Source organism: Ancylomarina salipaludis (genome assembly GCF_004122035.1).
In the GTDB taxonomy this organism is placed as follows: Bacteria; Bacteroidota; Bacteroidia; order Bacteroidales; family Marinifilaceae; genus Ancylomarina; species Ancylomarina salipaludis.
Window position 1 is genome coordinate 76080 of sequence record NZ_SAXA01000007.1, and the last position, 16225, is coordinate 92304.

17 protein-coding genes are annotated in these 16225 nt (G+C 36.3%); 5 read left to right on the forward strand and 12 right to left on the reverse strand.

Annotated features, from left to right (window positions below; all coding sequences use genetic code 11):
• Positions 1–14 precede the first annotated feature (14 nt).
• Together EO244_RS09105 and EO244_RS09110 are read left to right on the forward strand one after the other, a co-directional pair.
• Positions 15–767, forward strand: a complete 753-nt coding sequence (locus EO244_RS09105; protein ID WP_129254361.1) for an acyl-[acyl-carrier-protein] thioesterase — start codon at positions 15–17, stop codon at positions 765–767.
• A 42-nt stretch (positions 768–809) separates the two neighbouring features.
• A complete protein-coding gene (locus tag EO244_RS09110; protein ID WP_129254362.1) occupies positions 810–1358 on the forward strand; it encodes a hypothetical protein in 549 nt (182 codons plus the stop codon).
• 4 nt (positions 1359–1362) lie between these two features.
• Here EO244_RS09110 and EO244_RS09115 read toward each other — a convergent pair whose 3' ends face one another.
• The 4 genes from EO244_RS09115 to EO244_RS09130 form a co-directional block, all read right to left on the reverse strand.
• The gene (locus tag EO244_RS09115; RefSeq protein WP_129254363.1) at positions 1363–2604 is read right to left on the reverse strand and encodes a competence/damage-inducible protein A; all 1242 of its coding nucleotides are present in this window, start codon (positions 2602–2604) and stop codon (positions 1363–1365) included.
• Between the two features lie 95 nt (positions 2605–2699).
• A complete protein-coding gene (locus EO244_RS09120) occupies positions 2700–3947 on the reverse strand; it encodes a M48 family metallopeptidase (protein ID WP_241687965.1) in 1248 nt (415 codons plus the stop codon).
• Positions 3948–4015: 68 nt separating this feature from the next.
• Positions 4016–5107, reverse strand: coding sequence for a DUF6340 family protein (locus EO244_RS09125; RefSeq protein ID WP_129254364.1), 1092 nt, complete (start codon positions 5105–5107; stop codon positions 4016–4018).
• 56 nt (positions 5108–5163) lie between these two features.
• Positions 5164–7257 (reverse strand): hypothetical protein, encoded by a 2094-nt coding sequence (locus EO244_RS09130; protein ID WP_129254365.1) that lies wholly within the window; start codon positions 7255–7257, stop codon positions 5164–5166.
• A 155-nt stretch (positions 7258–7412) separates the two neighbouring features.
• Here EO244_RS09130 and EO244_RS09135 point away from each other — a divergent pair, with 155 nt between their 5' ends.
• Positions 7413–8555 (forward strand): DEAD/DEAH box helicase, encoded by a 1143-nt coding sequence (locus EO244_RS09135; protein ID WP_129254366.1) that lies wholly within the window; start codon positions 7413–7415, stop codon positions 8553–8555.
• Between the two features lie 185 nt (positions 8556–8740).
• The gene (locus EO244_RS09140) at positions 8741–9649 is read left to right on the forward strand and encodes a phospholipase A (RefSeq protein WP_129254367.1); all 909 of its coding nucleotides are present in this window, start codon (positions 8741–8743) and stop codon (positions 9647–9649) included.
• Between the two features lie 45 nt (positions 9650–9694).
• Here the strand turns inward: EO244_RS09140 and EO244_RS09145 are convergent, their stop codons facing one another.
• Entirely contained in the window at positions 9695–10987 is a 1293-nt protein-coding gene (locus tag EO244_RS09145) for a cryptochrome/photolyase family protein (RefSeq protein ID WP_129254368.1), read from the reverse strand.
• A 123-nt stretch (positions 10988–11110) separates the two neighbouring features.
• On the opposite strand from EO244_RS09145, the gene EO244_RS17220 reads away from it, so the two are divergent.
• Positions 11111–11497, forward strand: coding sequence for a transposase (locus EO244_RS17220; protein ID WP_206734522.1), 387 nt, complete (start codon positions 11111–11113; stop codon positions 11495–11497).
• Between the two features lie 183 nt (positions 11498–11680).
• On the opposite strand, the gene EO244_RS09155 is transcribed toward EO244_RS17220, so the two are convergent.
• From EO244_RS09155 to EO244_RS16920, 7 genes are all read right to left on the reverse strand, one after another.
• Complete coding sequence (locus EO244_RS09155; protein WP_129254369.1) at positions 11681–12190, reverse strand: HPP family protein; 510 nt, start codon at positions 12188–12190, stop codon at positions 11681–11683.
• The gene (locus EO244_RS09160; RefSeq protein WP_129254370.1) at positions 12187–12720 is read right to left on the reverse strand and encodes a TetR/AcrR family transcriptional regulator; all 534 of its coding nucleotides are present in this window, start codon (positions 12718–12720) and stop codon (positions 12187–12189) included. Before EO244_RS09160 ends, EO244_RS09155 begins: the two co-directional genes overlap by 4 nt.
• 342 nt (positions 12721–13062) lie before the next feature.
• Positions 13063–13683 (reverse strand): class I SAM-dependent methyltransferase, encoded by a 621-nt coding sequence (locus tag EO244_RS09165; RefSeq protein WP_129254371.1) that lies wholly within the window; start codon positions 13681–13683, stop codon positions 13063–13065.
• A 170-nt stretch (positions 13684–13853) separates the two neighbouring features.
• Positions 13854–14204: an MmcQ/YjbR family DNA-binding protein gene (locus EO244_RS09170; RefSeq protein WP_129254372.1), complete on the reverse strand. Its 351-nt coding sequence runs from the start codon at positions 14202–14204 to the stop codon at positions 13854–13856.
• Between the two features lie 12 nt (positions 14205–14216).
• Entirely contained in the window at positions 14217–14639 is a 423-nt protein-coding gene (locus EO244_RS09175; protein ID WP_129254373.1) for a VOC family protein, read from the reverse strand.
• Between the two features lie 33 nt (positions 14640–14672).
• On the reverse strand, positions 14673–15419 hold the full coding sequence (locus tag EO244_RS09180) for a helix-turn-helix domain-containing protein (protein WP_129254374.1): 747 nt from the start codon (positions 15417–15419) through the stop codon (positions 14673–14675).
• Positions 15420–15866: 447 nt separating this feature from the next.
• Positions 15867–16028, reverse strand: coding sequence for a hypothetical protein (locus tag EO244_RS16920; protein ID WP_164977452.1), 162 nt, complete (start codon positions 16026–16028; stop codon positions 15867–15869).
• Positions 16029–16225 lie beyond the last annotated feature (197 nt).

A 16225-nucleotide genomic window follows, 5' to 3' on the forward strand; every position in this document is an offset into this window, starting at 1 on the left:
TTGCTTTTTTTCAGATGACAGATTTGAGTATATACAGTCAGGAATTCACCATCGGATCTTTCGATACCGATTGGCATGGCAATGCTAAACTCACAAGTATTTGTAATTACTTACAGGAAATTGCGGGCAATCATGTTGATCAGATCGGACAAGGTATGGATGATTTAAATCACGACAATCATGCCTGGGTCCTTTCGCGCATAAGAATTAAAATTAAACGCCCTGCAAAATGGAAAGAGACTATTCGAATAGAAACCTTTCCAACTGGTATTAAAAGTTTATTTGGGGCACGAGATTTTCGTATTTTCGATGCCGAAAATAAAATTATTGCCATAGCCAGTTCCTATTGGTTGGTTGTCGATCTGAACAGCCATCGTCCCATTCGTCCTCACGAGGTAGTAAAAAACATGCCGATTGGGAATTACCCTGAGGTTTTTGAAAGAGAACTGGGCAAACTGGCCCCCTTATCATCTGATGCCGAACTTATCGAAGAAATAAAAATTCACTACTCAGATATTGATATCAACCGACATGTCAACAATGTGAAATATCTGAAATGGTTAATCGACGCAATTCCTGCTGAGACGCTAACTGAAAAACCCATTTCTGAATTGGAAATTAATTTTCTTCACGAGCTTAAATTGGGTGAACAGATTCAGATTTTTCAGGAACAGGATGATGAATACCACTTGAGTTGCAAAATTACAAGTAAAACAACCGGCAAAGAAAATTGCCGTGCGAAAATCAGTCTTAACAATCTAAAATAAAAGGCTGACCACAAACGGTCAACCTTTAATTACATACTATTTATGGATCAATTAATCTACAGTTTTGAACTTGCTTTTAAGCATTTATGCCAGTTCTCGAATCTTCAACAAATTCTTTTTCTGATAATCTTTGGCATCTTTTTTAGCCTAAAGGACTGGAGAACCTATCTCCTGCTTCTATTGGCCCTTTGTTCTGGAAGTTTAGTGGGCTTATCGCTGTCCGTTTTTAAGGCAGTAAATCTAAATCATTCTACCATTCACTTGCTGGCCATTATCAGTCTTTCAATCGTCTCCTTACATGCCATTTTCAGTCATAAAATATCCGCAATACACTACAATATTTTTGTGATTATTGGCATCATGCAAGGTTTCGTATTGAGTTTACACTACAAAGCAGCACTTGGCTCGAGTTTCAAATTCATATCATACTTAGGCTATAATCTGGGAAGCTTCACGGGCTTTTTAATCATCAGCTTTCTGAGTCTGCTCATTTGCACTCTTGTAATCAGCCTTTTCAGAACCGACAAGCATAAAATCTCATTGGTTCTGGCAGGTATTGGCTTAGGAGTCGCTTTGATGATGTATTTCTAATCCTCTATTCATTTAAAATGAGCTTTCTAAGCAGATTAAAACCTGCTTGGGAAGCCATTCTGATATTACGCCCTCGTTCTTTTGAGAAAACAAATTTCTCAGAGATTACTTTGTCAGCTGAAGCTACAGCAATCCAAACGGTTCCCACTGGTTTCTCATCCGTTCCGCCATCGGGTCCGGCTATGCCTGATGTTGCAATAGCATAATCAGAACCAATAGCCTTGCTAGCCCCCGTCGCCATTTGTTCAACCACTTGCTGACTAACCGCTCCAAATTCCTCCAAAGCATTTATATCTACACCCAAAACATTGGCTTTTACTTCGTTTGAATAAGCCACTACTGAGCCTTTAAAATAAGCTGAACTTCCCGCCATTGCAGTAAGCATATGCGCCATATTTCCCCCGGTACATGATTCCGCCAAAGCCACTGTTTTTCGAGTATCCAAAAGAAGATTGGCAATCACCTGCTCAATTTTCTCGTCATCAAAAGCAAAAATGCGTTCACCCAAAATGGTTTTCAAACCAGCGAGCTGCTCTTCGACAATAGCTTTTAATTCAGCCTCATCATCTCCTACCAAGCTCATGCGTAAACGCACCACGCCTGGCGATGGCAAATAGGCCAATTTCACAACTGAAGGTAAATTCGCCTCCCAATCCTGCAACATCTCTGCTAAAACCGATTCGCCCAAGCCTTGAACCATTACTGTTTGATGCAACACATGAGGACAATGAAACTCTGAACTCAATCTGGTTAACAATTCGGTTTGCATGATGTTTTTCATCTCGAAAGGTACGCCTGGCATCGAAATGACATGTTTGTTATCTCGGGAAAACCACATACAGGGCGCCGTTCCAAAATGATTAGGAATGATTCTTGCCCCCTGAGGAACAAGTGCCTGCTCGCGATTGAAGGCATTCATACCAATTTTATATCGGGCCAAGCGCTCTTCAATTTTTCCGTAAAGCTGATCGTCCTGAACCAATTCGCAGGCAAAATAATCGCTCAATGTTTTTTTTGTGATATCATCGTTGGTTGGCCCAAGGCCACCAGTCATCAAAATCAAGTCAACCCGAGACATAGCCTCTTCAACAGAGTTTACAATGGCTTCTTTAGTATCTGAAATACTCGTAATTCGATTTACCGAAATCCCTATGGCATTTAATTCCTTAGACATCCAGGCTGAATTGGTATCCACAATCTGACCAATCAATATCTCATCACCAATGGTAATAATTTCTGCTTGCATTATTTTAAAAATAAAATTCGTTGTATCTGTTTTTGGGTTCTCAATTGCATCCTTTATCCTTTATCCTTTATCCTTTATCCTTTATCCTTTATCCTTTATCCTTTTAGAGCATTCAAGCGCTGCAAAAGGGTTGGATGCGAATAATGGAAAAAGACATAAGCCGGGTGTGGTGTCAGATTGCTCAAAGAACTAACCGACAGTTTTTTCAAACCATTTCCCAAAGCCTCAGCGCTGTGATGTTCGGCCGCAAAAGCATCTGCTTCATATTCATTCTTTCTGGATAAAACATTCATGCCCAAACCTAAAAAGGTTGAAATGGGTGAATACAAAATTCCAAAGGCAATTAATCCCAAATGGAAACTGTGATTTTCAGCTCCCAAAGCTTCAGATAAGCTGGCATTACCGATCAATAAAGAAAAGATGTAAAACATGGCACCCGTTTGCAGAAGACTCAAAATAATTGAACTCAGCGTGTGTTTCTTTTTATAATGACCTATTTCGTGAGCCAGAACAGCCACAATTTCTTCCGTTGATAATTCATCAATCAAGGTATCGAACAGAACAATTCGTTTGCGTGAGCCCAAACCACTGAAATAGGCATTGCCCTTTGACGAACGTTTGGAACCATCCATCACATAAATATTATCGAGTTTAAACCCCACCTTTTTAGCAAGCTTACTAATCGCGGTATTTAATTCACCCTCTTCCAAAGGACTTTGTTTGTTGAAAAGCGGCACAATCAAAGACGAATAAAACATGCTCATAAATATCATAAACAGAGCGATCAATGCCCAAGCCATCCACCAAAAATTAACGGTAGTCAGTGTGTAAATCCAAATTATTAAAGCCAAAATACCACCACCTAAAACGGCAGTCAGCAAAGCGCCTTTAATTTTGTCCAGAATAAAGGTTTTTAAAGTGCTTCGATTGAAGCCATATTTTTCCTCAATTACAAAAGTCGAATAATAAGAAAACGGCAAACTGATTATGCTTGAGCCAAGCATGATTAGAGCAAAAAAGCTTAAAGCCAGAGCTATCGGATTTGAGAAATACTGTCGAACAAAATCATCTAACCAGGCAAAGCCACCACACACAATCATTAAAATGGTGATAACAAAGCCCAGAATGGACGACAACAAACCAATCCTGTTTTTATCCTTTTCATAGGCTTGCGACTGCGCATATTTTTCCTCATCATAGATCCCCTCGAGTTCTTTAGGTATGCTTGCACTCCAATTTTCTCTATTCAGGATATCCAGTGTTCGTTCCAATAGAAAATCGAGACTGAGAATAAGGAGGATAAGTGTAAGAATTAAATCTGTTGACATAGTTGATGTGATCATATTCGGTTTTAAATTTTTGGCTGTATAATTTTATCCGATAGAATCATGCAACAATTTTGATTCAATCATTACTGAGCTTTCGGATCTTCACCAAAGAATAATTTAATTTTCTCGCTGTTAAGCCAACGGGAATCCAAAGCTAAAGAATAAGCTTCTATTTCTTTATATTCCGACGGTCTATTTTTCATCTTTTTATAGAGATAAATGGCTTTTCGAACCCAGGATCTGGCCTTTTTGATGTCTCCCTTCATTTCATACACTACAGCTAAATTGTAGGCCGCACGACCAGCTAGTTTCAAATCTTTCTCCTTGCTTATGTTGTCCCCCATACCAGTTAGACTTTCCCACATCTTAATAGCCGTATCAAACTCATTCTTATTTATGAAATAAGGCGCAGTTGACAAGCGTTTGTCTCCGGAAACAAAATAATTACGTCTAACATCCATCCATTTAGGCGAAATTAAATCAACATAGCCTCTCCCCAACACATAGGATGCATCATTCAATATTTGTTCTCTTGAAAATAACTTCCCCCCCAGAAATCTTACAAGATTTATATCTGATGTTTCCAAAAATAAGCTGTCTACAACAAGTCTGTCGTCATAAATCTTTTGATATAAAGGATCGTATATACGCCATTTGCCATAGTAATGAATTTCAGTTGAAGCCCAATAGACATCTTCTTCCACAATATCGTGCTTATTAAAAGCTTGAATATCTTCTAAAACAATTAAAATATCGGTTTGACTTGCCTTACATAAACTGTCAACAATATTCCATCTTAAGGGCGTGAAATGCCGAGCCGTATCCGGCATCATTTTCTTAGGTAAACTTATAAAAGGGATAGAATCCTGAGTCCAAAATTCAGACAAATTTTCAACAAAGCCCTGATAGCAATTCTGGGGCATATTCTGCGTATGATCTATGCTATCTTTCATTGACACTTTATTTATCGAATAATACTGCGCTACCGAATCTGAAGGGAAATGCTGATTTCTGTATACAAATGCAAAACGATTGATATCGGAAGGGATAACGACCTTTGGAGCTTCCAAAACCTGAAACTGAACCTGCGAAATGGTTTTACAAGCAGGTAATACAATAACGAGCGATATAACAGCGAAACTGATAAGTTTCATTGAATACTTAAAAGATTCCATAAATTAATAATTTAGATCAGTTGTGTTTAGATAGATGATCAAATTCAATTATAATATTAGATTCCGAGCCAATACTTTCTCAAAAACCATTCCAAACCCAACAAAATTACAACAAAACATAAAATACAACTAAAATTCAATACAGAACTGAAATGATTCTCAACAGAAATTCGCGCTTTTATCGTTTTATTAGCTAAAAGTGTATCAGCTAATTGGGACATTTGAGATAAAGAAAAATGCTCTCCACCGCTCAGTTCTGATAAGTCTTTTAGGAAAGCCGGATTTGCCTGTAGCTGCTTACTTTCCAGGTTTTCAGAACGAACAACAAAGCTTCCTTTTTGAATAAATTCCTGATCAAAAGCTTTTACGCTAGCCTCAAACTGATATTCCCCCGAAGGTAAATTATTCAGATCCAGAACATAGACCTTTCCCGAACGCTCAAATTGATAAGAAAACGCCTCATTCTTTTCATTTTTCAGTATAAATTTCAAATCCGCCTTATTTGTAGCCTGATAAGTTTCATCGTAAACTTGTGCCTCAATCCGAATAGCATCCCTTTCCTTATAAACCTTATCGTATTGAATCATCAACTGATTGCGCTTCACCTTAAGAGCCAAATACTGAACCATTCGATTCAATAAGGCATTAAAGTGCTCGTGCGACTGGTTCAGTTTATAATCCTGCAATTTCCAACGCCATAAACCTTCTCCCAAAATATAAGCTTGTTTCTGATCATCTCTCTGCGAAAATGCAATCAGGGGCGTTTCCGTACTGACAGCTTTTACAATCTGCGTCCCCATTACATGAGATTCCTGATTAAAACCATACTTGCCCATTGGCGACATGAGTGGCGGAAAAGTCGAAAATGCCTTTTTGTCTTCCTCATCCATTTCGAAAAGAGAAAACTTATCCGAGTAAGCCATTCTTGCATTCTGATAAAGATCCTGGCTTTGCTCAACATTTAAACCCAAACTCAAACGGTTCAGCAAGTTAAGATCACTTACTCCACCCAAAATCAGCATAAACGGCACGCGCGAATGAGTCAACTGGTTCAGAAAATTTCCCCCGACATGTTTTACCGAAGGTAACTGATAAAAAATCATCAGATTAAAATCAGAAAAATCGACCTGCTTTTTCGACACATCAATCAAACGAACCGAAGTATTCGACTGCTCAGTAAGGGCAGAATGGATGGCAGCAATATCCGGATGGTAAGAATCGTAACAGATCGCAATTTTGCGTTTACTATCCAATACGTCAATCAGCATTTCTCCTTTATTATTCTTTCTATTCGACTCACCCTTTAAGGCTTTCAAGCTCAAGCGGTACTTTTGTAAGCCCGACTTTTGGGGAATGATGAAAAAATCTTTTTCCACATAATAGCTTTCATTGGGTATTGCAAGGGTATCGCGATATAAGGTTTCAGTATCTGAATCCAACTGAATCACAATCTCTTCACCTTTACAATAATCAGCCTTTATACCCAAACGCACAGGCGTGTTCGATTTTAAAAATGCGAGTTTATTGCTTCTTAAGAACACAACAGATAAATCCTTTTGACTGGCAGCATCACCCAGGGCGATGGTATGAACCGGACATTTTACTTCCTGAACCAAAAATCGGGCATCATTCCCCTTATTATACAAACCATCACCTGCCAAAATAAGCTGAGTCTGTTGCCCGGCTTTAACATTATTTTTCAGATAAGTGAATAATGCAGCGTAATCGCTCGACTGATCTGTAAAATCAAAATCCTTTTGAACGTTTACTTCATCACCAAAACCCAGCTTTTGGATTTCATATTTTTGACTCATTTTTTTTAAAACAGCGTCAACATCTGCTAAATATTGAGTTTGATAATAAAGAGAATCTTTTCCCAATTTTAAGGATTGAGAATTATCCTGAGCCCAAATTAAAAGAGGTTTCTCTATGTGTTTCTGACTGTATTTGATACTCGGATTGAGTAAAAGGAATAACAAACCGATATAAACCAAAGCACGCAAACTTGCCAGAGTCAAAATCTTTGCCAATGACAAATCGTTCTTTAAGCTATTTTTATAAAAATACTGAACATACACCAAGGCCACTGCCAACACGACAATTGGCAATAACCACCACAAGGAATGTTCTGTTAAAATGGAAATATTCAAAAGGCTAATTTTAAGTTTCAACAAATTTAATAAACTCTTCGAGCTATTATATCATTCAATAGCTAAAAGCAGGTATTAAACCCCACTTTTGGCAATAAAATTACTGTACCTTTGTCCACTCGTGAAGAACACAAATATTAATTAATCGCAAAATAATGTCATTTACATCTTTAGGTTTATCCCCCGTTTTATTAAAAGCTTTGGCTGCTGAAAATTACACACAGCCCTACCCTATTCAAAAGGAGGCTATTCCGGCTATTCTAAGCCATAAAGATGTTTTAGGTATTGCCAAAACCGGATCGGGTAAAACGGCGAGTTATGTCCTGCCCATTCTGAACAATTTTAAAAGCAACAAGCCACTTAAAAACAGACATATTAAGGTTCTCGTTCTGGTGCCTACACGTGAGCTAGCCGTTCAGGTTGAAGAGGTTTTCAGAACATTTGCTACTGCCTTAACTGATCGGGTTAAAACACTGGCCATTTTCGGTGGGGTTTCAATCAACCCGCAAATGATGGCCATGAATGGTGTGAGCATTCTGGTTGCAACGCCAGGTCGCTTGATCGAATTGGAAGAATCGAATGCGGTAAACCTATCGGAAATAGAAACACTTGTACTTGATGAAGCTGATAAGATGCTTAATCTGGGGTTTAAAGAAGAGATGGATCGTATTTTCGCCCTATTACCTAAAAAGCGTCAAAACCTCTTGTTCTCTGCAACGCTTAGCGATGATGTAAATAATATCAAACAGCTTCTCTTATATCGTCCTGAAGTGATCCGGATTGAATCGAAAGAAGACGAAACAGAACTCATCGACCAAATTGCCTATGCTGTTGATGATAGTAAAAAAGGACCGCTTCTGCGCTATTTGATTAAGAAAAACAATTTAAAACAGGTTTTGGTCTTTGTTTCCTCGGTTTTTAAAGCCGATGGTGTTGCCAATAAGCTTTGTCGAAATGGAATACATGCCGTATCCATTCACGGAAAAAAAAGCATGAACTCGCGTTCGGAAAGTTTAAGACGATTCAAAACCGGTAAAATCCGGGTATTGGTTACTACCGATCTTTTAGCTCGGGGTATCGATATCGAATTTCTTCCTTATGTGGTCAATTATGAATTACCCCGATCTCCTAAAGACTATATCCACCGAATTGGTCGAACAGGACGTGCCGAATCTGCAGGTGAAGCCATCTCGTTTGTCTCTCCTGAGGAAGAACATCATTTCAAAGTGATTCAGAAGAAGATGAAAAAAGAAGTCAAGCTGATTGATGGTAATGCTATTGACATGAAAGGCTTTTAATGCCAGAACAATAAAACATAGAAAAGCTCCAGTTCAATTTCTGAATTTGGAGCTTTTTTTACAATTGCCCTACTCCTAAATGTGAAGGGGAAATAAAAGTATTATTTTTGCCTTCTATCTATAACAGAAACGATAACCAATCAAAAGCAAATATCTTGCTTTAAATTCAGAAAAACAATCTGTCTATGAAACTCAAAATCTACTTTATCCTCCTTATTAGCTTCGCTTTTGTAAGCCATTCTGTAGCACAGGATTTGTTTTCGAAACAACAGATATCTTTACACGAACAATGGGATCTTGATGATACGCACAGCAATCAGTCGGGTTTGTTTAGAGTCAAACAATACAAGCCGCTTTACATCCTATTGGGTAATTACACCAGCAATATCAATAAAAAACCTCAAAGCGATAACCCCAATAATTCAGTACCCGATAATATACCTCTTAAACCCATTGAACTGAAATTTCAGATCAGCTTTAAAACAAAGATTTTTAATGATCTGTTGGGATCGAAACTGGGAGGTGATATCTGGATGGGTTATACACAAACATCCAGATGGCAACTTTACAACGGGGATATTTCCCGTCCTTTTCGGGAGACCAACTACGAGCCTGAAATCATGTATATCATGCCAACCTCTTATGAAATCTGTGGCTTAAAAGGTCTCTTTGCAGGTATTGGTATCAATCATCAAAGTAACGGACGATCCGATCCTTTGTCGCGAAGTTGGAATAGATTGATTGCGCAAGTTGCCTGGGAAAGCGAACACCTAAGCATTATATTAAAACCCTGGTGGCGCATTCAGGAATCGGCTGCAAACGACAATAATCCGGGCATAGAAAACTACATGGGACGAGGCGAACTGATGGCTGCTTATGGCAAAGGACGACATGACATTAGCCTGATTGCCCGACACTCGATGCACTTTGGTAAAAACAACCGGGGAAGCATTCAAATCGATTATGCCTTACAAATATGGGATAATTTAAAATTCCACACCCAAATCTTTCATGGTTATGGCGAGAGTATGATTGATTACAATCACAAGCAAACAACCATTGGTTTTGGTCTTTCGCTAATAGAGTGGCGATAGAATGTATTGAATGCCCAGCTCTATATGAGTTTCGATTCCCGATTTCTAAAAGGAATTCAAGCCTTCTTTATATACCCGAATGGCTCTTTCCCTTGCCATTTTATGATCAAGCATGGGCATTGGGTAAGTCATCGAATCCAAGTCGGGAATCCATTTCTTAATATAGATCAAGTCCGGGTCAAACTTTTTAAGCTGTTCAGCAGGATTAAATACCCGAAAGTAAGGTGCGGCATCACATCCGGTTCCGGCAGACCATTGCCAATTCCCATTATTCGATGCCAGCTCATAATCCAATAACTTTTCAGCAAAATAAGCTTCTCCCCACCGCCAATCTATCAGCAAATGCTTACATAAAAATCCCGCAGCAACCATTCTGACTCTGTTGTGCATGTAGCCGGTTGCGTTTAACTCCCTCATACCTGCATCAACCATGGGATAGCCGGTTTCCCCCTTTTTCCATCGTTCGAAGTCATCTTCATTATTCCGCCATTGAATAGAGTCATATTTCGCTTTGAAATTGGAATACACAATCTTTGGAAAATGATATAAAATCTGCATAAAAAACTCACGCCATATAAGCTCATTAAAAAAGGCTTGATAGGCCTGTGCTTTTCGCACAACCGCTCGTATACTAATCGTTCCAAAGCGCAGATGCGGCGATAGATGACTGGTTTTATTCAGTGCCGGGAAATTTCTAAGTGCCTCGTATTCGTCCAAATAATCCAAATCATAATCAACAACTCTGATTTTCGATTGGATAAATCCTATTTCCGATAAGGTAGGTAAAACAAAGTCACATTTTAAGAAATTCGCATTTGTTTCAGAATCGAAATGTTCGATTTCTGTATTTTTGAATTTATCGAGCCATTTGTTCTTATAGGGCGTGTATACCGTATAGGGCGACTGATCAGCTTTAAGAATTTCTCCTTTTGCGAATATAAGCTGATCTTTGAATATACTGAGCTTAGCGCCGTAATCAGTTACAATTTCTTCAACAGCGCGGTCACGTTTTTGGGCATAGGGTTCGTAATCTTCATTAAAATAGACATTTTGAACATCAAATTTTTTGAGAATCATTTTCCAGACATCTTCCGGCTTCCCCTTTTCGCAATAAAGGCTACTCGAATGATTTTCGAGAATTTTATTCAAAATTAACAGACGCTCATAAATGAATGAAACACGAGCATCGTTTGCTTCGAGCTCATCTAAAATATTTGTATCAAAAATAAAAACCGGCAGAACCGGATAAGGACCATTAAGAGCTTCAAATAAGCCACGATTATCTTCTATTCTCAAATCCCTTCTGAACCAAAATACCGAAACCTTCAATTTCTTCATGATTTAATTATTTACAAGCATCTTATCTTTTTTAAGGATGAGGTTTAAGTAAACCTCTCATCAAGCCCATGACAATTTAGCTTTGGTGTCAGTTGCACAACTGTTATAAATCTAACAATATATTTGTTCGAAATCAACACAAATCACTTTAATTACAAACAAAAGTGCATAGGCAAAGGGCTTGAAAAGAAAATAAGAATAACTGTATATGTGGATGAATATGAACTTAACAACAAAAGAGTCAAGTCTAAACTGAGACCTTACATAAAAGGGAAACGACAATCAAGCGTTGAGCCCGGTTTTGGCATTCTTACCCAATTCATGGGACTGCGTAAAATAAACACCATAGGCATAAAGCAGGCCAATAAGCTCATGCACATGTCCGCCACGGCCTATAAGCTCAAAAAATTCCTTACAAAAAAGGCCGAAACAGTAAGTAATCGAGCCCGAAATCAATTTTCTGTATTTTGGGTTCAATTCGGCTTAGTTAATCCGATTTTAAGAAGCTAAAAAATTAAAAACAAGACTTGAACATCTAGAATCAGGGACCTTTAAACAGCCTCTAAATCACGCTAATTTTCTAAATGATTCTCTTTTGTAGCAATATTAGGGGGTTGTGCAACGGTTACGTCAACCCACCGTTCATGTTGGCCGGTTCCCGCCACACGAACGCTTGGTTGTTAGCTACCGTTTTTATCTCCAATAGACTGGGTATTTTCGTTTTCCGCTAATGTTATTAAATATTAGTGCGATAATTGTAATCACAACAGCCCCAAATAATACTGGATTTATGACAAAAACTAAAGTTTTTGCTCCTAATATCACTACAATTGGATCAGCACCAGCTGGTGGATGCGTAGTTCCCGTAAGTTGCATTAAACTAATTGCTAATCCAACTCCTATAGCCAATGAATACCATTCATTTCCAAAAAGATATAGACAAATCAATCCGACTAGTGTTGCTACAATATGTCCTCCAATAATATTTCTAGGTTGAGCCAGGGGGCTATTAGGTACACCGAAAGCTAAAACACAGGTTGCACCGAATGGTGCCATCAAAAAGGGGTGCTCGGTGTAAATTGTCAGTAATGCAACAGTGGATATCGCCAAAAAGCCACCCAAACCTGAATAACCCGAAAACTGAAACCCTAGAGATCTTGGGCTTTTTTCTTGTGTTTTTAGTTTTGATAGATATTGTCTCATAATATTTTTGATTTTAAGTATTTAATGGTATTGTCTATTATTTCTTGATTTCTGTAGACCTGGCTTTCGGTAAGACAAGATTCAAAGAGCATATAAATCAAAAACGACTTATATTCATCCTTAACAATTTCCTTAAAAAAATCAGATAAATCTGTTTTGTGATTTTTAATGATTTCATAAGGCTTTGTATTTTCATATTTAAGTTCGGATAGCATATTGAGAAAAACGCAGCCACTAAAGTTTTCATTCTCGTTCATATATCTCAAATACTCAAATGAATTCAACACTTTTTCTTTGGGAGTTTTCGACTTACATATAAAGTCTTGTAATCCTTTAAACCATTGAATGTGCCGTTTATTGAGGTATTCAACAGCCAATAAGTCTTTTGACTCGAAATGGTCGTAAAAACTAGCTTTAGCAACTTTGGAGTCCTTAATAATTTGGTTTACTCCTGTGGAGTTGAATCCTTGTTCTCTGAAGAGTTTTGAAGCAACTTCCAGAACTCTTTCTTTTGGATTTAATTTTTTCATATTGTAAAGATATAAAAAAAACAGAACGTTCTGTCTAGAATTTGGATTAAATTTTTTTAGCTGATTTGCTGGGTTTTTCAAATTCTGACTAACGGCAAAAATTAGTCTTTGATTTTCAATGATTTATACTCTTACCGTTAGCTTCAATAATCAATGAATTTTTCCTTTATAGAGCGAATTACACACAATGGTGAGCATATGCATCTGTAAGGTATTTTGAAAGGTTTTCCTGTCAAAATAGCCGTGAGTCAAATCGTAGATTTGGCGGTGCATATTTCTTACAAAAAACTAACCCAAATCGTCTGAAACCCTTATGCTGTATGATGCATTGTTGTGCATTCGTTATTCCTTTTTTCTATATTCAAGTGTTATAAATGATTTACTTTTGGTCAACTCAATTTCTTCCTTTTTTATTAATTCCATATTTTTCAAACAAATAAAACTATCTATTTCGTTTTCGTTTACATCGTTTGATATATCTGATAATGTTTCTAATGATTTATATTTAGTCTTTGAAACAAAAGTTGTCTGTTTATTTTTTTGAATGACAATAAATAATATTCCATTTTTGCCAATCGTTTCAATTATTTTATTTAATGTTTTTTTAGGGTCAACATATTCAAGAACTAACCCGACAAAAAACAAATCAATATTTTTTATCGCTAATTCTTCATTCTGAATATCCCTCTTTAATAATTCAAGATTGATTATTTGATTTTCAAATTTTTCCTGCGTTTTATTCAGGTACTCTTGATTAATATCAATTGCATAAACCTTATTTGTCACATTGGACTTTACGTGTTCAAGTCCATTTCCAGTTGCACAACCTAGTAGAGCAAAATTCTTTGGTTGATATTTGTCTAAACAATATTTTTTCAAGCTATTTAGAATTTGAGATTGTCCAACTTCTATCATATGATTTTCATAATCAGAATGATTTATTTTCAACCAAGGATTTTCCATATTTTGTATTAGTGTTTCGTGCTTTCATAATGACGCACAACGTTTTACAATATGAAACGGTTGGGTTTTCGGAGTGCATTCCTATCCACTTGGAAAAAGTTGAAGCGAGCACCAAACCTTCGCAAGCCACTGAACCCCAGCTGTTTTATATTGTGTATTGTGTGTTGTTTTTATTCTAATTCTTTTTTTATCTTTTTCGTCAATTTTGAAACAACAATTTTATACGAATTTACAATCCATTCTTTAATTTGCTCATCTGAAATCGAATTATTCATTTTTATACTATTCCAATATTTTTTATTCATATAGTATCCTGGAATCACCGAATTAAACCTTTCCCTCAATTCAATTGCTTGTTCAGGCTCGCATTTCACGTTTATCAAATCAAACGTATCAAGGTTATTCGTAAGGCTAAACATTTTTCCACCAACCGAAAAAACCAATGCCTTATCATCGAATGGCATTGATTCTTCCGAGCCTTTTAGCGTCAAACAAAATTTTCTATAGTCTTCTATATTCATCCGTTCTGAAATTTATTGCACTTTTTCAGCAAACCCAAGCATGTATCCATTAATATCTTTGATATAAAACTCTCTCATGCCGTGCCATGCCGTTTTTAGTTCAGATATTTCCGAAACCTTGTTTTTTAAATCGTTGTACAATTTGTCAACTTCATTAACCTCCATATAGAACGAAATTGAAGCAGCAATTGAAAGTCCTTTTGCAAATTTTAAATCCTGTTTAAAACTTTCTGATTCCTGAAACATTAATTCTACTTTGTCTTTCACAACCATTGCAAAAACATATTCTTTGCCATCTGCAATTGTTTGTTCAATTCCATCTTGAGTTTCTGGAACTATCATTACAAGTGAAAACCCTAATACATTCACGTAAAAATCAACAGTTTTCTTGATGTTTTGCACTTCAAAATTCGGCGTCAGTTTGTTAAAAGTCATAATGCTTAATTTTTAAGTTAATAATATGCAAAATTACTTTTCACCAAGGGTTAATAATTGTAAAAATCGGTCGTTTTCGTTTTTATATAGCTCTTTGGGTGTATTTCCGGTATATCTTTTTACTTCTTTTATGTAATGTGCTTGGTCGTAATAATCTTGTGTTGGCGATAATTTTCCTTTTACAATGTTGCGGTACGATGATTTACATTTTAGAATATTTAAAAATGTTTTTAAAGAAAATCCAAATTGTTGATTGAAGTATCTGTTTATTTGCCTGCTGCTCCAAGAAACGGTTTCAGATAATTCTTTTACGCTAATGTTGCCTTTCTGTCCGTAAAGTGTATTGAATAATTTGAATTTCCTGTTGTCGATTTCGTTAAGGTTTTTAAGTCCGTAATATATTGTCTTAGTTAATGAATCAGTAAATTTTTCGAGATTATCAAAAGGAAGGTTTTTTGCTCCCCAAAAGTCAGTAGGCAAAACGGTTTCGGAGTTTAAAATAAGCTTTATCGATTCCTTAAAAATATATTCCGATGCAATTAGTTTGAACTGAATTCCAATCAGTTTAGTGTTTTCTTTAATTCTAACATTGATTTGATTAGTCCATATACCTGTCAATGATATGTTTATAATCTCGTTATTCTTTATTTCGAAAATTAAGTCAAAATAGCCATCTGGCAATATTGTATATTCAACTTCCTTCAAAATGTTGTCATGTTCCCAAAAGCAATTTATAAAATTGGATAAAAATCCGTCTATTTTAATGTTTCTATGTTTCATCGTAGCTATCGGTCAAATGGCACACAACTTGTTTATGTGTTCACAAAACCTGTACAATATTTCCATATAGAGAATATATTATACTTATTTATTGTACTATATTATTTAAAAAAATTATAATCTTATCAGCTCACTCGAGAGATAAAAACAAACTCGTTAATAAGATGCTACCAAAATTATAAATTATCTGAACTAAACAGTATTCTGACCACAAGTAAAACTATAAACAGGTGTAAAACAGAATCACTCTTTATAATTAAATAGCATATGATGAATCACCTAAGTAACTCTAAAGATAAAAACGGGGCATTTTTCAGTTCAATTTACCCGTCTTAAAACTTTAAATGTCTTTTTATTTTAATGTGGACATCCCAGTATTTATTTCTCTCTTTGATGCTCGTTGAAAAGAAACAGCCCCTCGAATTCGAAAGGCTGTTCAAAAATTTATTATGGACGAGGTTCTCCTACATACTCACACCATCCAAAAAAACACTCATAATCAGGTTCGCAAACGACTTCCATACACTTATAGGATCTTCCACCTTTAATTTCTTTCTGCATTTTCTGACTTAACATGTTGTTCGAAAATCTTTCTTTTAAATCTTTCATAATTATTTATTAAAATTATCCTTGAAAGGCCGAGATCGTCAAGGAATCGATCTTTTGAATTGCCAGGTTTTAAAAAGTTCTTAAACATTACAACTGCACTTCATCAATCAACTCTCCTTAAAAAATAAAAGACTTCTGCTTAATATTTTAAATAATAATTGTATTAATCTAATAATAGATTTCTCAACATTCTAAAG